The 22,700-nt window shown below is 65.8% G+C and carries 23 protein-coding genes; 8 read left to right on the forward strand and 15 right to left on the reverse strand.

Features of this window, described 5'->3' with window-relative positions:
• Positions 1-21 precede the first annotated feature (21 nt).
• From D2V17_RS13630 to D2V17_RS13675, 10 genes are all read right to left on the reverse strand, one after another.
• Positions 22-480 carry a tRNA (cytidine(34)-2'-O)-methyltransferase gene (locus D2V17_RS13630; protein WP_119593354.1) on the reverse strand — a complete coding sequence of 153 codons (459 nt, stop codon included), beginning with the start codon at positions 478-480 and terminating at the stop codon, positions 22-24.
• Between the two features lie 23 nt (positions 481-503).
• The gene (gene gatB / locus D2V17_RS13635; protein ID WP_119593355.1) at positions 504-2,003 is read right to left on the reverse strand and encodes an Asp-tRNA(Asn)/Glu-tRNA(Gln) amidotransferase subunit GatB; all 1,500 of its coding nucleotides are present in this window, start codon (positions 2,001-2,003) and stop codon (positions 504-506) included.
• Positions 2,000-2,329 carry a hypothetical protein gene (locus D2V17_RS13640; protein ID WP_119593356.1) on the reverse strand — a complete coding sequence of 110 codons (330 nt, stop codon included), beginning with the start codon at positions 2,327-2,329 and terminating at the stop codon, positions 2,000-2,002. Before D2V17_RS13640 ends, gatB begins: the two co-directional genes overlap by 4 nt.
• A complete protein-coding gene (gene gatA, locus D2V17_RS13645; RefSeq protein WP_119593357.1) occupies positions 2,326-3,810 on the reverse strand; it encodes an Asp-tRNA(Asn)/Glu-tRNA(Gln) amidotransferase subunit GatA in 1,485 nt (494 codons plus the stop codon). Before gatA ends, D2V17_RS13640 begins: the two co-directional genes overlap by 4 nt.
• A 123-nt stretch (positions 3,811-3,933) precedes the next feature.
• The gene (gatC, locus tag D2V17_RS13650; RefSeq protein ID WP_119593358.1) at positions 3,934-4,236 is read right to left on the reverse strand and encodes an Asp-tRNA(Asn)/Glu-tRNA(Gln) amidotransferase subunit GatC; all 303 of its coding nucleotides are present in this window, start codon (positions 4,234-4,236) and stop codon (positions 3,934-3,936) included.
• Positions 4,237-4,283: 47 nt separating this feature from the next.
• Complete coding sequence (locus D2V17_RS13655) at positions 4,284-5,996, reverse strand: DUF4153 domain-containing protein (protein ID WP_119593359.1); 1,713 nt, start codon at positions 5,994-5,996, stop codon at positions 4,284-4,286.
• Positions 5,997-6,020: 24 nt separating this feature from the next.
• Positions 6,021-6,602: an FKBP-type peptidyl-prolyl cis-trans isomerase gene (locus tag D2V17_RS13660; RefSeq protein ID WP_119593360.1), complete on the reverse strand. Its 582-nt coding sequence runs from the start codon at positions 6,600-6,602 to the stop codon at positions 6,021-6,023.
• A gap of 171 nt (positions 6,603-6,773) precedes the next feature.
• Positions 6,774-6,980 carry a 30S ribosomal protein S21 gene (rpsU, locus tag D2V17_RS13665; RefSeq protein ID WP_119593361.1) on the reverse strand — a complete coding sequence of 69 codons (207 nt, stop codon included), beginning with the start codon at positions 6,978-6,980 and terminating at the stop codon, positions 6,774-6,776.
• A 158-nt stretch (positions 6,981-7,138) separates the two neighbouring features.
• Entirely contained in the window at positions 7,139-7,804 is a 666-nt protein-coding gene (locus D2V17_RS13670; protein ID WP_119593362.1) for a Crp/Fnr family transcriptional regulator, read from the reverse strand.
• Between the two features lie 11 nt (positions 7,805-7,815).
• Entirely contained in the window at positions 7,816-8,112 is a 297-nt protein-coding gene (locus tag D2V17_RS13675) for a DUF4242 domain-containing protein (protein WP_220474122.1), read from the reverse strand.
• 137 nt (positions 8,113-8,249) lie between these two features.
• Here D2V17_RS13675 and crcB point away from each other — a divergent pair, with 137 nt between their 5' ends.
• The 5 genes from crcB (at position 8,250) to D2V17_RS13700 (ending at position 11,535) form a co-directional block, all read left to right on the forward strand.
• On the forward strand, positions 8,250-8,672 hold the full coding sequence (gene crcB, locus D2V17_RS13680) for a fluoride efflux transporter CrcB (protein ID WP_245978720.1): 423 nt from the start codon (positions 8,250-8,252) through the stop codon (positions 8,670-8,672).
• Complete coding sequence (locus tag D2V17_RS13685; RefSeq protein ID WP_119593363.1) at positions 8,669-9,805, forward strand: RluA family pseudouridine synthase; 1,137 nt, start codon at positions 8,669-8,671, stop codon at positions 9,803-9,805. The genes crcB and D2V17_RS13685 overlap by 4 nt, the downstream gene beginning before the upstream one ends.
• A 145-nt stretch (positions 9,806-9,950) precedes the next feature.
• Positions 9,951-10,604, forward strand: coding sequence for an HAD family hydrolase (locus D2V17_RS13690; RefSeq protein ID WP_119593364.1), 654 nt, complete (start codon positions 9,951-9,953; stop codon positions 10,602-10,604).
• Complete coding sequence (locus D2V17_RS13695; RefSeq protein WP_119593365.1) at positions 10,601-10,846, forward strand: hypothetical protein; 246 nt, start codon at positions 10,601-10,603, stop codon at positions 10,844-10,846. The genes D2V17_RS13690 and D2V17_RS13695 overlap by 4 nt, the downstream gene beginning before the upstream one ends.
• A complete protein-coding gene (locus tag D2V17_RS13700) occupies positions 10,843-11,535 on the forward strand; it encodes an ATP12 family chaperone protein (RefSeq protein ID WP_119593366.1) in 693 nt (230 codons plus the stop codon). Before D2V17_RS13695 ends, D2V17_RS13700 begins: the two co-directional genes overlap by 4 nt.
• A 202-nt stretch (positions 11,536-11,737) precedes the next feature.
• Here the strand turns inward: D2V17_RS13700 and D2V17_RS13705 are convergent, their stop codons facing one another.
• The 4 genes from D2V17_RS13705 to D2V17_RS13720 are packed head-to-tail and all read right to left on the reverse strand — an operon-like array spanning position 11,738 to position 15,341.
• The gene (locus D2V17_RS13705; RefSeq protein WP_245978721.1) at positions 11,738-12,346 is read right to left on the reverse strand and encodes an ABC-type transport auxiliary lipoprotein family protein; all 609 of its coding nucleotides are present in this window, start codon (positions 12,344-12,346) and stop codon (positions 11,738-11,740) included.
• Between the two features lie 26 nt (positions 12,347-12,372).
• Positions 12,373-13,320, reverse strand: a complete 948-nt coding sequence (locus D2V17_RS13710) for an MlaD family protein (protein ID WP_119593367.1) — start codon at positions 13,318-13,320, stop codon at positions 12,373-12,375.
• A 9-nt stretch (positions 13,321-13,329) separates the two neighbouring features.
• Positions 13,330-14,235 (reverse strand): ABC transporter ATP-binding protein, encoded by a 906-nt coding sequence (locus D2V17_RS13715; RefSeq protein ID WP_119593368.1) that lies wholly within the window; start codon positions 14,233-14,235, stop codon positions 13,330-13,332.
• Positions 14,232-15,341 (reverse strand): ABC transporter permease, encoded by a 1,110-nt coding sequence (locus tag D2V17_RS13720; RefSeq protein ID WP_119593369.1) that lies wholly within the window; start codon positions 15,339-15,341, stop codon positions 14,232-14,234. Before D2V17_RS13720 ends, D2V17_RS13715 begins: the two co-directional genes overlap by 4 nt.
• A 94-nt stretch (positions 15,342-15,435) precedes the next feature.
• Between D2V17_RS13720 and D2V17_RS13725 the strand changes: the two genes are divergently transcribed.
• The 3 genes from D2V17_RS13725 to D2V17_RS13735 all read left to right on the forward strand — a co-directional run bounded on the left by D2V17_RS13725 (position 15,436) and on the right by D2V17_RS13735 (position 20,949).
• Positions 15,436-18,411: a valine--tRNA ligase gene (locus D2V17_RS13725; RefSeq protein ID WP_119593370.1), complete on the forward strand. Its 2,976-nt coding sequence runs from the start codon at positions 15,436-15,438 to the stop codon at positions 18,409-18,411.
• 328 nt (positions 18,412-18,739) lie between these two features.
• Entirely contained in the window at positions 18,740-19,474 is a 735-nt protein-coding gene (locus tag D2V17_RS13730; RefSeq protein ID WP_119593371.1) for a 7-carboxy-7-deazaguanine synthase QueE, read from the forward strand.
• Positions 19,475-19,521: 47 nt separating this feature from the next.
• Positions 19,522-20,949 carry an MATE family efflux transporter gene (locus D2V17_RS13735; protein WP_245978722.1) on the forward strand — a complete coding sequence of 476 codons (1,428 nt, stop codon included), beginning with the start codon at positions 19,522-19,524 and terminating at the stop codon, positions 20,947-20,949.
• On the opposite strand, the gene D2V17_RS13740 is transcribed toward D2V17_RS13735, so the two are convergent.
• Positions 20,946-22,649, reverse strand: coding sequence for an ATP-binding protein (locus D2V17_RS13740; protein ID WP_119593373.1), 1,704 nt, complete (start codon positions 22,647-22,649; stop codon positions 20,946-20,948). The two genes, D2V17_RS13735 and D2V17_RS13740, sit on opposite strands and share 4 nt — an antisense overlap.
• Positions 22,650-22,700 lie beyond the last annotated feature (51 nt).

A 22,700-nucleotide genomic window follows, 5' to 3' on the forward strand; every position in this document is an offset into this window, starting at 1 on the left:
AGGGGAGGGGAGCATGGTCGATCAAGTAAACTGCCCGCGCACCGCCTGATAGGCCGCCGCCGCCACCGTATTCGCCAGATTGAGCGAGCGCACCTTGTCGCTGCGCATCGGCAGGTTTACCATCTGCGCCCGGTGTGCAGTGACGATCCCATCGGGCAGGCCCTTGGTCTCGCAGCCGAACACCAGATAGGCATCGTCCGGATAGGCGGGATCGTAGAAACTGCGCTCCGCATATTCCTCGAACAGGTAGAGCTGATCCTCGCGCGGCGCGCGCTCAGCAACGAACTCGTCCCAACTGGCGAACTCGGCCAGCCGGATATGCTGCCAGTAGTCGAGCCCCGCCCGCTTCAGCCGCGTATCGCTGATGGTGAAGCCGAGCGGATGGATCAGCACCAGCTCAAGGTCGAGCGCCACGCAGGTGCGCCCGACCGCGCCGGTGTTGCCGGGGATCTCCGGGTGGACGAGGACGATGGCAGTCATGCGGCGACCGGCCCGGCCCTCGCCTAGCCCAGCTTGTCCTTCAGCAGTTGGTTGACCACCGCCGGATTGGCCTTGCCCTGCATCGCCTTCATCGTCTGGCCGACGAAGAAACCGAACAGCTTGTCCTTGCCGCCGCGATATTCGGCGACCTTGTCCTCGTTGGCGGCCATGATCGCGGCAATCGCCTCTTCGATCGCGCCAGTATCGCTGACCTGCTTGAGGCCTTCGGTCTCGGCGATCTCGTCGGGCTCGCGGCCGGTTTTGAGCACGATCTCGAAGATCTCCTTCGCCTGCCCGCCACTGATCTCGCCCGCGTCCTGCATCTTGAGGATCGCGGCCTGACGCGCCGGGGTGGCATTGGCCATGTCGCCCTCGTCACCCAGCGCCTTGATCACGCCCGGCGCGACCGACAGCGACCAGTTCGCCACCGGCGTCGCCACCTTGGCCTCGGGCTTGCCGAGCGCCCTGGCGGTCTCGGCCAGCAGCGTCTCGAAGCGGGCGAAGGTCTCGACCTCGGCGGTGAGTTCGCGGGCGTTGTAGTCGGTCAGCCCCAGTTCGCCGGTATAGCGCGCGCGCTTGGCGTCGGGCAGTTCGGGCAAGCTGGCGCGGCACTCGTCAAGGAAGGCCTGATCGAGTTCGAGCGGCAGCAGGTCGGGATCGGGGAAGTAGCGATAGTCGTGCGCGTCTTCCTTGCTCCGCATGCTGCGCGTGGTGCCGGTGTTCGGATCGAACAGGCGGGTTTCCTGCACGATCTGGCCGCCGTCTTCGAGCACATCGATCTGGCGGCGCACCTCGTGTTCGATCGCCTGCATCACGAAGCGGACCGAGTTCACGTTCTTGGTCTCGGTGCGGGTGCCGAGTTCGGTATCCCCCACCTTGCGCACCGAGACGTTGACGTCGGCGCGCATCGAGCCTTCTTCCATGTTGCCATCGCACGAGCCGACATAGCGCAGGATCGACCTGAGCTTGCGGATATAGGCCCCGGCCTCGGCAGGTGAGGTCATGTCCGGGCGGCTGACGATCTCCATCAGCGCGACGCCCGTGCGGTTGAGGTCGACATAGGACATGGTCGGATGCTGATCGTGCATCAGCTTGCCCGCGTCCTGCTCGACGTGGATACGCTCGATGCGGATCACCTTGTCTGCGGGGATGCCGGCCTTTTCGTCGGCCTCGATGGTGAGCTGCCCCTCGCCCACCAGCGGGTGGTAAAGCTGGCTGATCTGGTAGCCCTGCGGCAGGTCGGCATAGAAGTAGTTCTTGCGGTCGAACCGGCTCCACGCGTTGATCTGCGCCTCGATGGCCATGCCGGTGCGCACGGCCTGGCGGATGCACTCGCGGTTGGGCACGGGCAGCATCCCGGGCATGGCGGCGTCCACCAGCGAAACCTGCGAGTTCGGCTCGGCCCCGAAGGCGGTGGAGGCGCCCGAGAACAGCTTGGCGTTGGAGGTGACCTGCGCGTGGACCTCAAGGCCGATCACGACCTCCCAGGTTCCGGTTGCGCCTTCAATGCGATAATTGCTCATTTGCTTTCCAAAAATTCGATCGTTTTCTGAAATTCTGCTTTCAGCATATCGGCTCTGCTGCCTTTGACATCTATGTCCGAAAGAGCGCGAATAATGAGGTCCGAGTACTCCGGGAACTTTCGCAACTCGTACGAGACAGCCATATTTCCTAACACCGACTCTCCAGCAGTCCCAAGCGTACCCATAAGCGCGTGAAACTTCTCGAACTCGCGAAATTCCTGCTCACGCCGCTGATTCTTAACATGCTGGACTGCGGACCAAGCCAAAGCCATCAGCGGAATGACTAATCCCAGCCAAGCTATGACTTGATCCCAAGTGTAGCTCACCACCACTTCTCCGGCTGCGCATCGAACCCGCTGCGCTGTTCGATTGCCAGCCCTGCGTTGAGGACCATCTGCTCGTCCATCGCCTTGCCGACCAGTTGCAGGCCGAGCGGCAGGCCCTTGGCGTTCAGCCGCGAGGGCACGCTCATCGCGGGCAGGCCGGCAAGGCTGGCGGGGACCGAGAACACGTCGTTCAGATACATCGCCAGCGGATCGTCGAGCTTGTCGCCCAGCGGGAACGCGGCGGTCGGCGTGGTCGGGGCGAGGATCACGTCGCACTTGTCGAAGGCCTCGTTGAAGTCGCGCTGGATCAGCGTGCGCACCTTCATCGCCTGCGTGTAATAGGCGTCGTAGAACCCCGCCGACAGCACATAGGTGCCGAGCATGATGCGGCGCTTCACCTCGGGCCCGAACCCGGCGGCGCGGGTGGCGGCGTACATGTCCTGTAGCCCCGCCCCCTCGGGCAGATCGCGCAGGCCGTAGCGCACCCCGTCATAGCGCGCGAGGTTCGAGGAAGCCTCGGCGGGCGCGACGATGTAGTAGGCCGGCAGAGCATACTTGGTGTGCGGCAGGCTCACGTCGACCACCTCTGCGCCCGCGTCCTTCAGCCAGGCGATGCCGTCGTCCCAGCTGGCGAGGATTTCGGCGTCGGTGCCGTCCATGCGGTATTCCTTCGGGATACCGACCTTCTTGCCGCGCAGGTCGGCATTGAGCGCTCCGGCCCAGTCGGGCACCGGCGCATCGAGGCTGGTCGAATCCTTCGGGTCGAACCCGGCCATCGCGCCGAGCATCACCGCGCAGTCCTCAACCGAGCGCGCCATTGGCCCTGCCTGATCGAGCGAAGAGGCAAAGGCCACGATGCCCCAGCGCGAGCAGCGGCCATAGGTCGGCTTGATGCCGCTGATGCCGGTGAAGGCGGCAGGCTGGCGGATCGAGCCACCGGTGTCGGTGCCGGTCGCCGCCGGGGCGAGCCGCGCCGCAACCGCCGCCGAGGAGCCGCCCGACGAGCCGCCCGGAGCCAGCACCGCGTTGCCGCCGTCGTTCGCCTTCCACGGGTTGGCGACATTGCCGAAGTGGCTGGTCTCGTTCGAGGAGCCCATCGCGAACTGGTCGAGGTTGAGCTTGCCGAGCATGCCCGCGCCCGCGTCCCACAGCTTCTGGCTGACGGTGCTTTCGTACTCGGGCTTGAAGCCTTCGAGGATCGCGCTGGCGGCGGTGGTCTGCACGCCGCGCGTGGCGAACAGGTCCTTCATGCCGATCGGCACGCCCGCCATGGTGCCCAGTTCCTCGCCCGCCGCGCGCTTCGCATCCACCGCATCGGCGGCGGCGAGCGCGTGCTCGGGGGTGGTGACGATAAAGGCGTTGAGATCGGCGGCGGCGGCGACATTGGCGTTGAACGCCTCGGCCACTTCGCGCGCGGTGAAGTCGCCGGCGGCCACGCCGTCGCGGATGGCTTTGACGCCGAGGTTGGTCAGATCAGACACATATTTCTCCGCTCGTGCTGAGCTTGTCGAAGCACTGCTTTTCTTTGAGCGCAGCGCTGGAAGAACAAAGGCAATCCTTCGACAAGCTCAGGATGAGCGGGGAAGGATGCTTGGGCATGGCGATCACTCGATCACCTTCGGCACACCGAAAAAGCCGTGCTCGGCCACCGGCGCATTGGCCAGCACCTCGGCCTGCTTGCCGCCACCGGTGAGCGGATCGGCGTCGACTACGTCGTCGCGCAGGCGCAGATGTTGCGGGATCACGGCGGTCATCGGTTCGACCGAGGAGGTATCGACCTCGCCCAGTTGCTCGACAAAGCCGAGGATCGCGTTGAATTCGGGCACGAAGTGGTCGAGGTCGCCCTCGTCCACCTTGATGCGGGCAAGCGAGGCGATTTTCGCCACCTGTTCACGGGTTACGGACATGAGGCTGCGTTAGCGCCGGGGCGCGGCGGCATCAAGCGGGCGCAGCGCTATTTGAACGGCGCACCCACCGGCTTGCCGTCGACATAGACCCGGCGGACAGTCTCCTCGCGCACTTCCACCGCGCCATCGTCGGCCATCGACGGGTCCGCCAGAGGCTCGTCCGCGTCGGTCATCGGGGCGAAGAACTGCTCCAGTTCGCCGCCTTCGGCCATGGCCAGATGCACCGCATCGCGCCCGTCGACGAGAATGAAGTGGCGGCGGCCATCGGCCATCGTCTCCAGTTCGAGCACATGGCACGTCGTTCCGCAGCGCCAGCCTTCGCGGCGCAGCAGCGCGGCAAAGGCATCGCGCGCCGCCTTGTCCTCGGGCACCCCGCGCAGATTGGCGCGGCGCTCTTCCACCGGAGTGGTCGCAAATTCGTAGGGACGCCCCTTCATCGCCTTGGCCTCGGCCGCCAGCCTGGCGACCTCGCCCTCACCCTTCGCCAGCTTCGCCAGCGCCGCGCGCCCGGCATCGCCGAAGTTCCAGCGCAACGCATCGAAATCGAAGTCCTCCGCCGTGACCTTCCCGGCCTCCAGCCGCGCCACCTGATTGCGGGCGGACAGCGCGCCGAAATCCCAGAACGGCAGCGCCAGCACCAAGGCTACCACACAGACGCCCGCAGCAAGATGCAGGTTCGCATCGCGCATCCGCGCGCTCCACATAGCCTTGCGGCCACGGATCAGCGCCACCCAGCAGGCCAGCCCATAGGCGCAGGCCACCGCAATCGCGATCAGCGCCCAGATGCGCTCGGGCGACAGGCCGTGCTGGTCGATGCGAATGCCGAGCGAGATCGCCGCGAACGCCGACAACGGCAGGATCAGCCCCGCCAGCAGCGCCGCCGCGATCTGCATGATCCGGCTGGGCGAACGGTCCTCGTCCGAATCGCGGATGATCGCATTGGCGAGAATGAAGGCCCCGGCAGCGCAGGTGAGCAGGATCGGCGTCGCCGAATCGGTCGCCTCCCACAGCGCCTTGCCGCCCGAGGCGAGCAGGATCGCGAGGAACACCAGCAGCGCCGCGGCAAAGGGCACGGCGAGGATCGCGAAGACCAGCATCACCACCTTCTGCAGCGCGCCGATCACCTTCAAATTGTTGCGAATCACCCCGAGGCCAGCACCGAAGGTGCCGCCCGACCAGGCAAGGCCAAACGCATCCTCGCGCATCAGCTTGCCGATGGCCTCGATTCCGACCAGCCCGAACAGCCCGTCCATCAGCACCAGCGCCAGCCACGAGAGGCCGACAAAGGCCAGCGCGCCGGCTCCGCTGACCGCATCGGCCCAGACGTGGAAATGGCTGGTGCGATAGTCGGTCGCCAGCCGTTTGCGGTGAAAGTCCGCCTGAAACAGCGGCAGCGCCAGCAATGCAAAGAAGCACCCGGCGGCAAAGGCGAACTCGACACCCGAGCGATGCCCCTCGGCGGCCACCACCTGCCAGGCGATCCCGCCCATCACGAGGCCGAGCAGGCCCGAAAACACCAGCGGCTCGACCAGCTTGTTCGCGCGCAGGGTAAAGCCCATGGCGAGCGCGAAGAACACGATCAGCGCCACCATCCCCGCCGCAGCCGGGCTTTGCGGCGAATGATCACCGGTAATCAGATGAATCAGCAGCCCGGCCAGCGCACCCAGCCCGGCCAGCAGCCAGGGCCGCGCGGCCCAATCCTCAATCAGGCCGCCATCCTCGATCACTCCGGTATCAGCGTGGAGGGACGTCTCGTCCATCCGGCCTGTCTCCTGCAAATCCGCTTACTGCGGCGCACCTTCGGGTGCGGGCGCCGCAGCACCTGCGGCACCGGCGGCGGGCGGCATCTGCTGCTGCATCGCCTGCATCATGCGGTTGTAGCGCGCCTCAGCCTCTTCACGGGTCATGAAGTCGACCATCTCGACATCGAACACGAGGTCGGCATTGGGCGGGATCGGCGCGCCCGGAGGCGGCGATGCGCCATAGGCCATGTCGGACGGGATCTCGACCGTGTACTTGCCGCCCTTCTGCATCTGCACCATCGCATCGCGGAAGCCGGGGATCACCTGATCGAGCGCCATCGGCGCGCCATCGGGCAGAATGCCGGGCACCGGCCAGGCGGCCGGCTGCGACTGGTCGAACACGGTGCCATCGGCGAGCTTGCCGGTATATTTCACGAAAACCACGTCGGTCGGACCGGGGTGTTCGCCGGTGCCTTCGGTGATGGTGTCGATCGAGACGCCCGCGGGCAAGGCCGCATAGGCCACCCCTGCGCCCAGCGCGATGGCAGCGGCAACGCCCAGCCACAGCTTGGTCATCGAGCCCTTGGCAATCGGCTGCAGCGGAACGCGGGTGACTTCGGTCATGAATCGGGTGTCCTCAAAAGCAATGGGGCGCGCAAGGTTCAGGTCCCCGCCCCTTTGGCCCAGTGGGATAACTTGTTCAAGCGGTTCCGCCCCGTACCGCATCGGCTTCATGGCAAAGAAAAAGCGGGCCGAAACCGACCCGCCCTCTCTGCCGTAAAGCTGGCTCAGCGCTTAGCGCGAACCGTCACGCTCGGTGCGCTTGCGCTCCATCTTGCGGGCGCGGCGCACGGCGGCAGCCTTCTCGCGGGCGCGCTTTTCGCTCGGCTTCTCGTAGTGGCGGCGCAGCTTCATCTCGCGATAAACACCTTCCCGCTGAAGCTTCTTCTTCAGGGCACGAAGGGCCTGTTCGACGTTGTTATCGCGGACGACGATTTGCATAAACCTGAACCACCTTTTCTAAGCTCAAAAACGGCGAGAACCCGCGGATCAAGGCGCGGGGTGCACCATAGTAAATCAACGAAAAACGCGCCGAATCCGCTGGGGAGTTCAGCTACTCTGGGGCGCGGATATGCGAATCACGGGCAAAATGCAAGACATCAGCCGCATCGCGCCAACAAGGCGGCCCGGTCGAGGATGGCAATCCGGCCATATCCGCTCCGGATCAGGCCCGCGCCGACAAGGCCGCGCAAGAGGCGCGACACCACTTCGCGCGAAGTTCCCAGATGGCTCGCCAGCCGCTCGTGCGGCAAGCCGATCACGCCTTTGTCGTCGGCCAGATCGAGCAGCAACTGCGCCAGCCGGGCTTCCAGCGGCAGGCGGATGACCTGTTCCAGCGTGGCCAGCAGGCGAAACAACCGGTCTGACGCCTGTTCGAACAGCGCGCGCACGAATTGCGGGTCCTGCTGCGCCAGTTCGCGCGCCGCCGCGCCGTCGAGCACCAGCAGGCTCGCGCCTTCGTCCTCGGCATTGGCCCAGGCGGGATAGTGCATCTGCGAAAACAGGCAGTTGAGCGCGAGGATGCAGCTCTCTCCCGGACAGAGGCGGTAAAGCGTGCCCTCCTGCCCCTCGGCATCGAGATAGTGCACCCGCACGCATCCGGCTTCGACGAAATAGACCCCGCTCACGCTATCGCCGGGGCTCAGCAAGGTCTCGCCCGCCCCGGCAGAGAGGCTGTGGACACGCTGCGCCAGCAAGGCACGCGATGACGGCGACAGGTCGCCGGCAAAGGGAATGGCTGACAACAGCGTGTCCGTATCTTTCATCGTTCCGCTCCTCAGGCCGCCTGTGCGCCCAGCAGCATATTGAACGAGGAGATGTCGGTCACCTCGGTAATCGAATCGAAGGTCATGCCCACGCGCTCGTGCGCCCGGCGCACCGCCTCGGCATCGGGCGCCAGCGACACGCAGAAGACACGCCCTTCTCCGAGGCCTGCATGGGCGCGCAGGCTGGTCACGCCCTCGGCGCGGCAGGCCTCGGCATATTGTTCGTAAACGCCGCGGAACTGGGCTTCGGTGAGGCCTTCGGGCAGGGTGCCATTGGCACTGTCATGGATATCGATGAACATCTTCATGGTCGCTATTCCTTGCTGCGCGGGATTGCGCGGTGCCCCGTCTGCCACTGCGCGAGGGCCGAGACTGGAACATGAGTCACAATCTTCTGACGCGACACCGGGATGACGCGCGAGCGATCTGCCGCTAAGGGCATGCGATGATCTCCACCCCTCCGCCGCTTTATGCCTCGCTTTCGGTGGCCCTTGGCGGCGGCATCGGCGCGCTGCTGCGCTATCAGCTGGGCCGCGCGCTCACCCATCTGGCCGGGCCGCAGACGATGCTCGGCTTCCCCTGGGCCACGCTGGCGGCAAATGTGATCGGCAGCCTCGCCATGGGCGTGCTGGCCGGATGGCTGGCCCGCCACGGGCCCGACCTGCGCGATGGCGGCGAACAGGTGCGGCTGATGGTGGGCGTCGGCCTGCTCGGCGGGTTCACCACTTTCAGCTCGTTCAGCCTCGAAATGATGCTGCTGATGGACCGGGGCGACAATGCGCTCGCCTTCGTCTACGGCTCGGTCTCGATCATGGCTGGGCTGGCCGGACTCTATATAGGCCTTATTGTAATGCGGTTGTTTGGATGACTACGGACCAGTCGGCGGAAAAGGTCCGCCAGTTCACCATTGCCGAGGATGACGACGGCGTCCGGCTTGACCGCTGGTTCAAGCGGCACCTGCCGCAGGTCGGCTTCGGCACGGTCTCGCGCTGGGCGCGCACCGGGCAGCTGCGCGTCGACGGCAAGCGCGCCAAGCCGGAAGATCGGCTCGCCACGGGCCAGGTGCTGCGCGTGCCGCCCGGCGGCGAGGATGCCCCGCGCACCCAGCGTCAGAAGCGCGAGCTGAGCGAGGCCGAACGCCACGCGGCCGAGGACATGCTGATCCACCGCAGCAAGGCGGCGCTGGTGCTGAACAAGCCGCCGGGGCTCGCCACACAGGGCGGCACCAAGACCCACCACCACGTCGATGGCCTGCTCGACGCCTTTGTCGAGGGCGATGAGCCCCGCCCGCGCCTCGTCCACCGGCTCGACAAGGATACGAGCGGAGTGCTGCTGGTGGCGCGCACTCCGGGAAGCGCGGCGTTCTTTTCCAAGCGGTTCTCCGGCCGCAGCGCGAAGAAGATCTACTGGGCGCTGGTGGTCGGCGTGCCCGAAGTGCACGAGGGGACAATCGAGGCCCCGCTCGCCAAGCAGCCCGGCTCGGGCGGCGAGAAGATGCACATCGACGAGGAAAACGGCCAGCCCGCCAAGACGGTCTACCGCGTGGTCGAACGCGCGGGCAACGCGGCGGCCTGGGTCGAGCTGCAACCGTTTACCGGGCGCACCCACCAGCTGCGCGTGCACATGGCGGCCATCGGCCACCCGATCGTGGGCGATGGCAAGTATGGCGGGCAGGATGCGTTCCTCACCGGTAGCGTCAGCCGCAAGATGCACCTCCACGCGCGCCGCCTGATCATCGACGCGCCGGGTGGCGAGAAGCTCGACGTGACCGCCGATCTGCCCGAGCACTTCGCCGCCTCGATGGAGCAGCTCGGCTTCGACATGTCGCTAAGCGAGGCCGCGCCGGTCGCCGCCCCGCCGCCCGAGCGCAGCCGCGAAGAAAAGAAGCAGGCCGCTCGCCAGCACGCCAAGCAATATCGCAAGGCGCGCAAGGGCGAACGCCGCGGGCGCCGGTCGGGATCGGAGAGCAAGTCTGCGCCCAAGGGGCGGCCAAAACGATGAGCAAAGCCCGCGCCGCAGGCGCCTTCCGGATTTTACGCTCGCAGAGGCGCAGAGGCGCGGAGATTGAGCGCAACTCCTCTGCACCTCTGCGCCTCTGCGAGCGCAAAATGGGTGCCCTACCTGCGGCGCAGGGAGGGATCGCCCGATGACCGTCCGCCTCGCCGTGTTCGACTGCGACGGCACCCTGTCGGACGGACAGGCCGGTGTCGTGCGCGCAATGGACACGGCCTTTGCCGAACAGGGCCTGCCCGCCCCCGATCACCACACGGTGCGCCGCATCGTCGGGCTGAGCCTGCCGCAAGCCATGCGCGAACTGGCCCCGCAGGCCGACGACGACGCCGTGCACGACCTCGTCGACAGCTACAAGGCCGCCTTCCGCGCCATGCGCGCGGACGGCTCGCTCAAAGAGCCGCTGTACGACGGCATTCCCGCGCTGCTCGCACGGCTCCACGCCAAGGGCTGGACGCTCGGCGTCGCCACCGGCAAGTCCGACCGGGGGCTCGCCAGCACGCTTGCCGCCAATGGCCTCACCCACCTGTTCGGCCCGCTCCACACAGCCGACCGCCATCCCTCCAAGCCCAGTCCGGCGATGTTGCAGGCCGCGATGGACGATTGCCTCGCCGCGCCGGAAAACACCGTGATGATCGGCGATACGGTCTACGACATCGTGATGGCGCAGAGCGCGGGGGTGCGCGCCATCGGGGTCAACTGGGGCTATCACGAGGTCGACGAACTGCTCAACGCCGGGGCCGAGGCCGTGGCCACCTCCATGGCCGAGCTGGAAGAGATGATCGGATGAGCCAGCAACGCAAACTCGATCCTGCACCCGATCCGGCACCCGATCCTGCTCAGGGCCGCTGGGTCATGCTGCAACTGATGCGCCTTGGCGGCGTGATGCTCGCCGTGGGCGGGCTGGTGATTATCGGCGGCGCGATCAAGGGGCCCCCGGTGCTCGGCTATGGCCTGCTCGCGTTCGGCCTGTTCGAGTTCTTCGTGATGCCCGTGATGATGGCCAGACGCTGGAAGACGCCTGAAGAATGAAGCGGTTTTACAAGAATGCCGCCGCCGCCCGCATCGACGGCGGCTGGCAGGTGCAGCTCGACGGACGCGGGATCAGGACACAGGGCGGCGGCCAGCAGGTCGTCCCCACCGAAGCCGTGGCACAGTTGCTGGCCGGCGAATGGGCCGCGCAAGGCGACAAGATCGACCCGAAAAGCTTCGTGTTTCGCGATCTGGCCGATCTCGCGCTCGACACCATTGCGAACGACCGCGCGGCGACCGTGGCCAAGCTGCTCGCCTATGCCGAGACCGACACCCTGTGCTACCGCGCCGAACCGGGCGAGCCGCTGTTCGAACGACAGGACGCGCTGTGGGAGCCGCTGGTGAAAGCCTGCGAACAGCGCCACACCGCGCGGTTCGAGCGGATCAGCGGGATCATCCACCGCCCGCAGCCCGAAACCACCATGGCCGCGCTGCGCACCCGGCTGGAGCGCGAGAGCGACTTCACGCTGGCCGCGCTGCTTACCCTCGCCTCGCTTTCGGCTTCGCTGATCGTGGCGCTGGCGGTGCTGGAAGAAGGCGAGGCAGAACGGCTGTTCGCCGCCGCCAATGCCGAGGAAGACTGGCAGGCCGAGCTATGGGGCTCTGACTGGGAAGCGGAGAAAGTGCGCGCACTGCGGCTTGAGGCATTTCAGCGCGCGGCGGAGTTTGCTGCGGCTGTGCGCACTTAGCAAACACCCGCTCGCCCTGAGCTAATACCAACACCCGTTCGCCCTGAGCTTGTCGAAGGGCTGTTCTTCACTTTTGGCCTTGCGCGCCAAGATAAGGGCAATCCTTCGACAAGCTCAGGATGAGCGGTGTTTGGGATTGGCTCAATGACTCAGAGCGGTCGGGTGCGAACTTGGTTCAATGCCTCACCCCAAGCAAACAACCTCAGTCCACCCAGGCCGCCACATCGGCCGCCACCGCATTGGTCGCTTCGTTCAGCGCGCGGCCCACGTCGAGCGCCTCGGGACGCACACCTTCCACGCGGTGCTCGAAGCGCTGCGTGCGCAGATCGCCCATCGCGTTGGCCATCACCGCATCGAACACCACCACGGCCGAGCGGCTCGGCGCATCATAGCCCATTTCGACCAGCTCGCCGGTCAGCTGCACGGGTGCGGCATAGGCAAGGTCGCCGCCGTCGACCACGAACCGCTTGCCGCCCGCGCGGATGGTCTCGGCCAGCACGTTGCGGAACAGCTTGGCGGGCTTCTCCACCCAGAACGCGTCTTGCAGATAGGCGAGCGAGCTGTCCGTGGTGCTGACCGGAATCCGGTTCACGTTGAGACGCTGCGACGTGCTCGGCTCCATCACCGCCAGCGTCGCGTTGATCGCGCCTTCGCGGACCGCTCCGGCCTCGATCCGGGCCTGCGGGGTCAAGGTCAGCAGCTGCTCGGGCGGATCTTCGCCGAAGCTGATGCAACCGCTCAGCAGCGTGGCTCCGGCCACAGCCGCCAGCAGTGCGGAAAAGCGCCGCGGCATCGCGGAGGTGCGGCTCATCGCCCAATGGCTCATCTCAGACACTCTCATGGTTCATAGTCCGGCAGCTTGGTCCCGCCCACCAGAGCGCCCGCGCCGTTGGTTTCGAGGCGCTCGGTGAGGTTGCGCAGCGTCTCGCTGGTGCGGCGCATATCCTGCAAGGTGGCGCTCGCCGCTGGCAGGGTGTCGCGCTGCAACTGGGTGGTCACCGGCTCGACATCGGCCAGCGTGGCCTGAAGCTGGTCCGCCGCGCCCTTCGCACTGCGCAAGGTGGTGCGCAGTTCGGCGGCCAGCGCCTCGCCTTCGCGGCCCAGCATCCCGTTCGCCGTGTTGAGCGTGCCTTCGAAGGCCGCCAGCGTGCGGGTCGACTGCGCCAGCGTACCCTGCAACTCGCGCATGGCGACCTGCACTTCGGGCGCGGTCTGGGCGAGGTTGGCGCTGATCTGGTTGGTGTTCTTCAGGATGCCCGCGATCGATTCCTGATTGTCGTCGTCAAGCACGCGGCTGAGGCGATCGGTCAGCGTGGCCAGCCGTTCGAGCAGCAGCGGCGCGCTGGTGAGGATCTCGCCCAGCGCACCGGGCGCGGGCGGGATCACCGGCACGCCTTCGGGGCAATCGGTGGTCTGGCACGAGATCGGCGGCTGGTTCGAACGCCCGCCATCGAGGCTGATGTTCGAAACGCCGGTGAAGCTGGCCGAGACGGTGGCCGTGGTGCCCACGAGAATGGGGGTCTGGCCCTGCACATTGATGCGGACCTTCACGAATTCCGGGTCCTTGTCCCAGATCGAGATGTCAGCCACCTGCCCCACGGGCACGCCCGAATAGGTGACGACCGAGCCCTTGGCCACGCCGCCGACCGACTGGCCGAAGAAGATATCGTATTCCTTGTTATTCTGCTGATCGAGCCGGGCCAGCCAGACGAAGAAGATCGCCGCCGCCGCCAGCAACAGCAGCGTGACAATTCCGACCCAGACGTGATTGGCTCTCGTTTCCATTGCCCGCCCCTATGAACCCTGCGGGTCCGTGTTGTCCAAATGTTTCCCCGCGGCTGCGGTTCCCTGCGCCTTTGCCGCCTCGAAGGTGCCCTGTGCGGCGCGGGCGCGCGGGCCCTTGAAATATTCCTCGATCCACGGGTGCCCGCTTTCGAGCAGTTCGGGGATCGTGCCCACGGCCACCACCTTGTGATCGGCCAGCACCGCCACCCGGTCGCAGATGGCATAGAGCGTATCGAGATCGTGGGTGATCAGGAACACCGTCAGCCCGAGCCGGTTGGTCAGCTCGCGCGTAAGATCGTCGAACTTGGCCGCGCCGATCGGGTCGAGCCCGGCGGTCGGCTCGTCAAGGAACAGCAGTTCGGGGTCGAGCGCGAGGGCACGGGCAAGCCCGGCGCGCTTGCGCATCCCGCCCGACAGCTCCGAGGGATACTTGCTGGTCGCGGTTTCTGGCAGGCCGGTGAACACCACCTTGTAGCGCGCGATCTCGTCGAGCAGCTCCTGGCTCAGCTCGGGATAGAACTGCTTGAGCGGAACCTGCACGTTTTCGGCCACGGTCAGCGTGGAGAACAGCGCCCCGCCCTGAAACAGCACGCCCCAGCGGTTGCGCACGCCGATCACTTCATCGGGCTCGGCATCGGTGATGTCGTGGCCGAACACCTCGATCGTGCCTTCGTCGGGCACTTGCAGCCCGATGATCGAGCGCATCAGCACGCTCTTGCCGGTGCCCGATCCGCCGACCACGCCGAGGATCTCGCCGCGCCGCACGTCGAGGTCCAGCCCCTCGTGGACGACCTGATCGCCGAAGGCATTGCGCAGGCCGCGGATGCGGATCGGATACTTGCCCTCGAACCGCTCGGTTTCGGGCAGGTCTTCCGCGTCGGCAGGAGCCGGGGTGACGATGTCTTCTTCGCTCATCCCCAGCCGATCTCGGTGAAGAACACCGCAAAAAACGCGTCGAGCACGATCACCATGAAGATCGCCTGCACCACCGCCTGCGTGGTGCGCAGCCCCACTTCCTCGGCATTGCCCTTGACCTGCATGCCCTGATAGCAGCCCGAAATCGCCACGATCAGCCCGAACACCGGCGCCTTGACCATGCCGACATAGAAGTCGTGCAGCGGCACCACTTCCTGTATTCGCGCAAGGAAGGTGAGGAACGGGATGCCGAGCATCACGTCACCGATCACCGCGCCGCCGATAATCGCCACCACGCTGGAGAAGAACCCCAGCAGCGGCATCATCAGCACCGCCGCAAGGATGCGCGGCAACACCAGCGCTTCCGCCGGGGAGACGCCGATGGTGCGCATCGCGTCGATTTCCTCGGTCAGCTTCATCGTGCCGATCTGCGCGGCAAAGGCGCTGCCCGAGCGGCCCGCGACCATGATCGCCGTCATCAGCACGCCCAGTTCGCGCATGGTGATACGGCCAACGAGGTTCACCGTCAGCGTTTCGGCCCCGAACTGCTGCAACTGCACCGCGCCCTGCTGCGCGATGACGATGCCGATCAGGAAGCTCATCAGGCCGATGATCGGCAGGCTCGATACGCCCACCAGCTCCATCTGCCGCACCAGCGCCTTGCCGCGAAAGCGCCGCGGGTGGCGGATGGTGCCGAACATGGCGGCGATTACCGCGCCCAGAAAAGCGATCGTGGAGTAAACGCCCTGAAACCAGTGGACGACCTTCTCGCCGGTAAATTCCGGCACGCGGGTGAAGAAGGGGAGGCGCGGCGGTTTCACGTCGGCGCTGGTCTGCGTCTCGCGCACGGCTTCCATCAGCACGTCGGCCTGTTCGCTGGCGCCGACAACCACTGCGTTATGCGCGTCGACAAAGCGCTGCACCACCCAGGCACCGACCGTGTCGACCTCCGTCACCTCGCTGAGGTCGACGGTCTGCACCGGCTCTTCGATGGCGCGCAGCTGCGGGTCGAGCTTGCCGATGGAGGATACGCGCAAAGGCCCGCTGATGGCGACGGTCAGCCGCCCGCCTGCCTCCTCGATCGTAAAGTCCGCCCACTCACGCATGGGCACGCTATGCGGCCAAATGCGCGCGCTTACAAGCGCTGCACTGCGTCATCCCCATTGCCCTTGCGATAAGCCGCTGGCAAAGGCTGGCCCCATGACCCGCGAACTTGACAAGACTTTCGACCCCGCCGCCATCGAGACGAAATGGTATGCCCACTGGGAAGAAACCGGCGCCTTCCGGCCCGAGCGCCCGGATGCCGAGCCCTTCACCATCGTCAATCCTCCGCCCAACGTCACGGGCTCGCTGCATATCGGTCATGCGCTGGATAACACACTGCAGGACATTGTGATCCGGTACGAGCGCATGAAAGGCAAGGATGCGCTGTGGGTGGTCGGCACCGACCACGCCGGGATCGCCACGCAGATGGTGGTCGAGCGGCAGATGGAAGCCGCTGGCGACAAGCGCAGCAACTATTCGCGCGAAGAGTTCATCGAGAAGGTGTGGGAGTGGAAGCACGAGAGCGGCGGCACGATCACCCGCCAGCTGCGCCGCCTCGGCTGCTCGATGGACTGGAGCCGCGAGCAGTTCACGATGGACCCGCACTTTACCCGCGCGGTGGTGAAGGTGTTTGTGGACCTCTACAACAAGGGCCTGATCTACCGCGACAAGCGGCTGGTAAACTGGGACCCCAAGCTGAAGACCGCGATCTCCGACCTTGAGGTCGAGACGCAGAACCTCAACGGCGGGTTCTGGCACTTCAAATACCCGCTGGCCGATGGCGTAACGCTCGACGATGGTCGCGACTATATCGAGGTCGCCACCACCCGGCCCGAGACGATGCTGGCCGATATGGCCGTGGCGGTGAACCCGGAGGACGCGCGCTACAAGTCGGTTGTGGGCAAGTTCGTGACGCTGCCGATCACCGGACGGCGCATCCCCATCGTCGCCGACGAACATGCTGATCCCGAGCTGGGCAGCGGCGCGGTGAAGATCACGCCGGGGCACGATTTCAACGACTTCGAAGTGGGCAAGCGCGCGGGGATCAAGCCGGCCGAGATGCTCAACATGCTCGATGCAGATGCCAACGTGTGTCAGACGGCGGACGGGCTGGTGCCCGAGGACTATATCGGCCTGCACCGCTTCAAACGCGATGGCGAGGACGGCGCGCGCGAAAAGGTCGTGGCGGCGCTGAAGGCCGAGGGCCTGCTGATCCCGCATGCGGCCAAGACCAAGAAGGGCGAAGAAGTCGAGCACGACGCCGAGCCGCGCGTGATCGCGACGCCCTTTGGCGACCGTGGCGGCGTGGTGATCGAGCCATGGCTTACCGACCAGTGGTATGTCGATGCCGAGAAGCTGGCCGGTGCGCCGATTGAGGCGGTGAAGTCGGGCGAGATCGAGATCGTGCCCAAGACGTGGGAGAAGACCTTCTTCAACTGGATGGAGAATATCCAGCCTTGGTGTGTTTCGCGCCAGCTGTGGTGGGGGCACCGGATTCCGGCTTGGTACATTTTCAATCACATCACCCTTGAGACCGAAGTGTTCGTCACTGACAGCCGCGATGAGTTCGAGACGCTCGCGAAAGCGAAACACCCAGCCATCAAGGAGTTCGTCTATTTCGACAATCGCAACGATGCGCTCTCCTATGAGCCTGCGGATGGCAATCCTGCCCACGTTGCACTCGCTTACCGCGACACTGACGTCCTCGACACATGGTTCTCCTCCGCGCTCTGGCCCTTCGCCACGCTCGGCTGGCCTGACAACGACCCCACCTCCGCTCGCCCTGAGCCTGTCGAAGGGCTGCTTTCCAATTCGAACGCAACACAGGAAGAAAAGGACAGTGCTTCGACAAGCTCAGCACGAGCGGACGTGGGGGTTGGTGGCTCAGCACGAGCGGATGTCGGTTCAGGCTCGCTTTACGAAAAGCACTATCCCAACAACCTGCTCGTTTCGGGCTTCGACATCCTGTTCTTCTGGGATGCGCGCATGATGATGATGGGGATGCACAACACCGGCCAGATCCCATGGCCGCGCCTCTATCTCCACGGGCTCGTGCGCGCGGCGGACGGCTCGAAGATGTCGAAATCGAAGGGCAACGTGGTCGATCCGCTGATCCTGATCGACAAATATGGCGCCGACGCGCTGCGCTTCTTCATGGCCGCGATGGAAAGCCAGGGCCGCGACATCAAGATGGATGAAAGCCGCGTCGAAGGCTATCGCAACTTCGCCACCAAGCTCTGGAACGCCACCCGCTTCTGCCAGTCGAACGGCATTGGCGCTTCGGCCAGCCTTGCCGCGCCGGAAGCGAAACTGGCGGCAAACCAGTGGATCATCGGCGAAGTCGCACAGACGGTCGAGGCGCTGGATAAAGCCATGGCCGAGCTGCGCTTCGATGCCGCGGCCAACACCATCTACCAGTTCGCGTGGAGCCGCTTCTGCGACTGGTATCTGGAGCTGACCAAGCCCGTGTTCGCGGGCGATGAAAGCAGCCCTGCGGCGGTGGAAACCCGCGCGGTGGCCGGTTGGGCGCTCGACCAGATTCTGGTGATGCTGCACCCGTTCATGCCCTTCATCACCGAGGAACTGTGGCACGCGCAGGGGACACGCCCCTACGACCTGATCCTCGCCCAGTGGCCCGAACCGCAGGCCTCGGTCAGCAAGGACGCGACCGACGCCATCGATTGGGTGATCGCGCTCACCACCGCCACCCGCGCGGCGAAGAACGAGCTGGGCATTGCGCCGGGCGCAAAGCTCGCCGCCTTCTGCCCCGCCCCGAGCGACCTCGCCAAACGCGTGGTCGAGCGCAGCGCGGCGGCGATCGAGCGGCTGGCGCGCCTCACCCCGGTGGAGTTCGCCGAGGCTCCGGCGGGCGCGGCGATGCAGGTGACGGCGATGGACGACGTGTTCCTGATCCCGCTTGAGGGCGTGGTCGATCTCGATGCCGAGAAGGCGCGTCTGGAAAAGGCGCTGGCGGCCTCGCAGAAGGAGTTCAAGAGCCTCGACGGACGGCTGTCGAACCCGGCCTTTGCCGAGAAGGCCAAGCCCGAAGCGGTCGAGAAGGCCCGCGCCGATCATGCTCACCACGCGGGCGAGATCGAGCGGCTGACGGCGGCCTTGGCGCGGTTGGGGTAACGAACCTCCACCCGCTCGCCCTGAGCTTGTCGAAGGGCTGTCTTTCTTCTTCCGAGCACTACGCTCAAAGAAAAGGACAATCCTTCGACAAGCTCAGGATGAGCGGGGGTGGTGTTTGGCTCAGGATGAGCGGGGTTGGTGTTTGGCTCAGGGCGAGCGGATGAGGTTCTTGATCCATGGCGGATTTCCTACAAGCCACACCCTGTGGCATGAACCAAACAATGACCCGCCCCAGCCCCCCTCGCACCAAGGCCCAACAGCGCCAAACGCCGCGCAAAAAGTTTCCGCTCAGGACAGTGTCACACCTGTCACACCTTGAGGCAGCCTCATGGCGCTAGTCCTCGCCACGCAGGCCCCCGGAGAGCCCGAGATCTTCGCCTCCCTCCAAGGCGAAGGCCCGAGCACCGGCACCCCGGTCGCCTTCGTCAGGCTGTCGCGCTGCAACCTCGCCTGTGTCTGGTGCGACACCCCCTACACCTGGCACTTCGCCGATGACGAGCGCCCCCACCGCGACAACACCACCTACGACCGCAAGGCCAACCAACTCACCCTCGACGAGGCCGACGTCGCCGCCCGGATCGCGGCGCTCGGACAGAAGCGGCTGGTGATCACCGGCGGCGAGCCGATGCTGCAAGGCGGTGCGCTCGCCACCATGCTCGAACACCTGCCCGCGATGACGGTAGAGATCGAGACCAACGGCACCACCAAGCCCCCCGCCCGGCTCGACGTGCGGATCGACCAGTTCAACGTCAGCCCCAAGCTCGCCCATTCGGGCAACCCGGCAAGCCTCGCGCTCAAGCCCGCAATGCTCGACTTCTGGGCCAGCGAGCCCCGCGCCGTGCTCAAGTTCGTGATTGGCGCGCGCGAGCACATCGACGAGGTGTTGGCGCTGGTCCGCCGCCACATGATCGCGCCTGCCAAGGTCTACCTGATGCCCGAGGGCACCGACAGCCAGACCCTGCGCGAGCGCGAGAAGTGGCTTGCCCCGATCTGCCTCGCGCACGGCTTTCGCATGAGCGACAGGATGCACATTCACCTGTTTGGCGATACACGCGGAACTTGACTATGTCCGATTCGCCAACAGAAGTGGCCACGAAGCCACCAGCCCGGATGCGCGGTGATCTCACCTCGGGACCGATCCCCAGGACGCTGCTGATGTTCAGCCTGCCAGCGCTGCTCACCAACGTGCTGCAATCGCTGTCGGGCACGGTGAACTCGATCTGGGTCGGGCGGCTGATCGGCGAAGAGGCGCTGGCCGCCACCGCCAATGCCAATATCGTCATGTTCCTCGTCAGCTCGGCGGCCTTCGGCTTCGGCATGGCGGGCACGGTGCTGATCGGACAGCGCTTCGGCGGGCGCGACCTTGATGGAGCGCGGCGCAGCTTCGGCTCGGTGGTGGGCTTCTGCGCGATGCTGATGCTGGTGATCGCCGCTATCGGCTATGCCGGCGCGGGCCCCCTGCTGCGCCTTCTGGCGACGCCCGCAGGGGCCTATCCGCTGGCGCTGGTATACCTCCAGCTGATCTTCCTCTCGATGCCGTTCATGATGGTGTCGATCATCCTCTCGATGGGCCTGCGCGGCACGGGCGATGCGAGCACGCCGCTGATCTTCATGGGTGTGACCGTGGCGCTCGATACGGTGCTCAACCCACTGCTGATTGCGGGCTATGGCCCGTTCCCGCAGCTCGGCATTGCGGGCTCGGCACTGGCGACGATCATCTCGGCCATGATCTCGTTCATCGCGATGGTGACCTACGTCTACGTCAAGGATCTGCCCTTGCGGCTGCGCGCGAAGGAGCTGCGTTACCTCTGGCCCTCGAAGGAGGAGCTGACCTTCATCCTCACCAAGGGTCTGCCGATGGGCGCGCAGCTGCTGGTGATGAGCAGCGCGGGGATCATCGTGGTCGGCCTCGTCAACCGCGAGGGGCTGCTGACGACGGCAGCCTATGGCGCAACGATGCAGCTGTTCAACTACATCCAGATGCCCGCCATGGCGATCGGCGGCGCGGTCTCGGCGATGGCGGCACAGTTCATCGGCGCGCGGAAGTGGGACGGGCTCGACAAGGTGACCAAGGCCGGGTTGCTGCTCAACTTCAGCTTCACCGGCGTGGTGACCGTGCTGCTGCTGCTGTTCGACCGCCCGGTGCTGGTGCTGTTCCTCGGGCCCGACAGCCCGGCAGTGCCGATTGCGCAGCACATCCAGCTATTGGCGAGCTGGAACTTCATCCTGTTCGGGGTGACGATGGTCTATACCGCCACGATGCGCGCGGCAGGCGCGGTGTGGATACCGCTGGTGGTGGTGGCCGTGGCGCTGTTCCCGGTGCGTCTGGGCTTCTACGAGCTGACCTACCGGTGGCTCGAAGCCGATGCGATCTGGCTGAGCTTCCCGGTCGGCGCGGCGGTTGGCCTGTTGCTGGGCTGGTACTTCTACCACCACTTCAACTGGCGCAGCGCGGCAGGCGCGCAAAGCCCGGAACTGGCGGCCGAGGGTGCCCATGCCGAGGGGCAACCCACCGGTCGGATGAGCGCGGACCTCTAGCTGCCCTGCGCGCGCCAGCGCTGGACGGTGCGGTGGACCATCTCCTCCTCGCCGCCGCTCTGGCTCCACAGCTCGACGAAGCTGGGGTCGTCGGAGGCGGGGCGCTTGGACTCCTCGAGCGCATCGAAGTTGACGCGCATCGGGATCGACACGCCCTCGCCGCAGATGATGCACTCGCGGTTGCGCAAGGCGGGCACCGAATCGAGGAAGCCGCGCGCGCCTTCGGGCATGGCGGCCTTGACGAAAGCCTGATCGCGCTCGTTGTTGAGGCGCATCGAGATGATCGTGCCGCACTGCGAGAGCACGCCCTCGGCAAGGTCCGACGGTCGCTGGGTGATAAGGCCCAGCGAGATGCCGTACTTGCGGCCCTCCTTGGCGATGCGCGAGAGGATACGGCCGACCGAGTTGCCGTCGGAGTTGCGCTCGTTCGGCACGTAGCGGTGGGCCTCCTCGCACACGAGCAGGATCGGCGTGGTGCGCTCGCCCCGGCTCCAGATCGCGAAGTCGAACACCATCCGGCTGAGCACGGCAACCACGGTGCGGGTGATGTCCGAGGGCACGCCCGAAACGTCGATGATCGACACCGGCTTGTCGGAACTGGGCAGACGGAACACCTTGGCGATGAAGTCGGCCATGGTGTCGCCCACCAGCATGCCGGAGAACATGAACTGATAGCGCGGATCGGCGCGCAGTTCCTCGATCTTGGTCTTGATCCGCATGTAGGGCGCGGTGGTGGTCGCCTTGTCGAGCTTGCCCATCTCGTCCTGCAGGATGTTGGTCAGGTCCGAGAGCAGGTAGGGGATCGGCGAATCGACGGTGATCTTGCCGAGCCCCTGCGCCAGCCGGTTCTTCGACCGCGCCGCCAGCAGGCACTTGGCGAGAATGTCCTTGTCTTCCTGAAGGTCGTTGCCGGCGGAGCGCAGCAGCACCTCGCAGTGCTCCTCGAAGTTCATCAGCCAGTAGGGCATCTGCAGGTTGGAAACATCGAAGATCATGCCGGTGTTGCGGAAGGCGGCGGCATATTCGCCGTGGGGGTCGATCATCGCGATATGGCCCTGCGGCGCGGCCTGACAGATGCGGTGCAGGATCAGCGCCGCGCCGGTCGACTTGCCGGTGCCGGTCGAGCCGAGCAGCGCGAAGTGCTTGCCCAGCATCGCATCGACATAGATCCCCGCGCGGATGTCGCGGGTAGGATAGACGGTGCCGACCTGGATCGAACGGCGCCCATCGGAAGAGTAGATCTGCCGCAGATCGTCGGACGAAGCAGGAAAGATCTCTGCACCCGGAACCGGATAGCGCGTCACACCGCGCCGGAACCCATAGAGCTTGCCGGTCAGCCGTTCCTGTAGCCCCTCGCCCATGAAATCGATGTGGGCGACGATCACGTTGCCGTCGCCGCGCCGGTCCTGCCGCTGGTCGCGCACCGAACCCAGCAACCAGCCCTCGCTGGTGCGCACCTTGATCTGGCTGCCCACCTGCCCGGCCAGCGCGACCGAGGGGTCGGCATCGGCCATACAGGCATTGAGCTGCATCAGATCGAGCGCAATGGCCGCCCCCGCACCCGATACCTCCAGCACGCAGCCAATGGGCTGCGCATCGAGATCGTGTCCCTCGTCAGGCGAAGCGGGAGCCGTGTGCGGATCGGCAGCCGGGCTATGCGGCTGTGCGCCGTCGAAGAAATTGTGGCGCATGTCGGTCATCGGCAGTTTCCGCTCCAAACACTTTGGATTGGTCAACGGATAGCGACCGGC

The organism is Aurantiacibacter xanthus, from assembly GCF_003584015.1.
GTDB classification, from domain to species: Bacteria; Pseudomonadota; Alphaproteobacteria; order Sphingomonadales; family Sphingomonadaceae; genus Alteraurantiacibacter; species Alteraurantiacibacter xanthus.

What these genes read in the sequence shown, in the direction of transcription:
- D2V17_RS13630 (WP_119593354.1), bottom strand. Translation starts at nt 480, where the DNA reads ATGACTGCCATCGTCCTCGTCCACCCGGAGATCCCCGGCAACACCGGC.
- gatB (WP_119593355.1), bottom strand. Translation starts at nt 2,003, where the DNA reads ATGAGCAATTATCGCATTGAAGGCGCAACCGGAACCTGGGAGGTCGTG.
- gatC (WP_119593358.1), bottom strand. Translation starts at nt 4,236, where the DNA reads ATGTCCGTAACCCGTGAACAGGTGGCGAAAATCGCCTCGCTTGCCCGC.
- D2V17_RS13655 (WP_119593359.1), bottom strand. Translation starts at nt 5,996, where the DNA reads ATGGACGAGACGTCCCTCCACGCTGATACCGGAGTGATCGAGGATGGC.
- D2V17_RS13660 (WP_119593360.1), bottom strand. Translation starts at nt 6,602, where the DNA reads ATGACCGAAGTCACCCGCGTTCCGCTGCAGCCGATTGCCAAGGGCTCG.
- rpsU (WP_119593361.1), bottom strand. Translation starts at nt 6,980, where the DNA reads ATGCAAATCGTCGTCCGCGATAACAACGTCGAACAGGCCCTTCGTGCC.
- D2V17_RS13670 (WP_119593362.1), bottom strand. Translation starts at nt 7,804, where the DNA reads ATGAAAGATACGGACACGCTGTTGTCAGCCATTCCCTTTGCCGGCGAC.
- D2V17_RS13675 (WP_220474122.1), bottom strand. Translation starts at nt 8,112, where the DNA reads ATGAAGATGTTCATCGATATCCATGACAGTGCCAATGGCACCCTGCCC.
- crcB (WP_245978720.1), top strand. Translation starts at nt 8,250, where the DNA reads ATGATCTCCACCCCTCCGCCGCTTTATGCCTCGCTTTCGGTGGCCCTT.
- D2V17_RS13685 (WP_119593363.1), top strand. Translation starts at nt 8,669, where the DNA reads ATGACTACGGACCAGTCGGCGGAAAAGGTCCGCCAGTTCACCATTGCC.
- D2V17_RS13690 (WP_119593364.1), top strand. Translation starts at nt 9,951, where the DNA reads ATGACCGTCCGCCTCGCCGTGTTCGACTGCGACGGCACCCTGTCGGAC.
- D2V17_RS13695 (WP_119593365.1), top strand. Translation starts at nt 10,601, where the DNA reads ATGAGCCAGCAACGCAAACTCGATCCTGCACCCGATCCGGCACCCGAT.
- D2V17_RS13700 (WP_119593366.1), top strand. Translation starts at nt 10,843, where the DNA reads ATGAAGCGGTTTTACAAGAATGCCGCCGCCGCCCGCATCGACGGCGGC.
- D2V17_RS13705 (WP_245978721.1), bottom strand. Translation starts at nt 12,346, where the DNA reads ATGAGCCGCACCTCCGCGATGCCGCGGCGCTTTTCCGCACTGCTGGCG.
- D2V17_RS13710 (WP_119593367.1), bottom strand. Translation starts at nt 13,320, where the DNA reads ATGGAAACGAGAGCCAATCACGTCTGGGTCGGAATTGTCACGCTGCTG.
- D2V17_RS13715 (WP_119593368.1), bottom strand. Translation starts at nt 14,235, where the DNA reads ATGAGCGAAGAAGACATCGTCACCCCGGCTCCTGCCGACGCGGAAGAC.
- D2V17_RS13720 (WP_119593369.1), bottom strand. Translation starts at nt 15,341, where the DNA reads ATGCGTGAGTGGGCGGACTTTACGATCGAGGAGGCAGGCGGGCGGCTG.
- D2V17_RS13725 (WP_119593370.1), top strand. Translation starts at nt 15,436, where the DNA reads ATGACCCGCGAACTTGACAAGACTTTCGACCCCGCCGCCATCGAGACG.
- D2V17_RS13730 (WP_119593371.1), top strand. Translation starts at nt 18,740, where the DNA reads ATGGCGCTAGTCCTCGCCACGCAGGCCCCCGGAGAGCCCGAGATCTTC.
- D2V17_RS13735 (WP_245978722.1), top strand. Translation starts at nt 19,522, where the DNA reads ATGCGCGGTGATCTCACCTCGGGACCGATCCCCAGGACGCTGCTGATG.
- D2V17_RS13740 (WP_119593373.1), bottom strand. Translation starts at nt 22,649, where the DNA reads ATGACCGACATGCGCCACAATTTCTTCGACGGCGCACAGCCGCATAGC.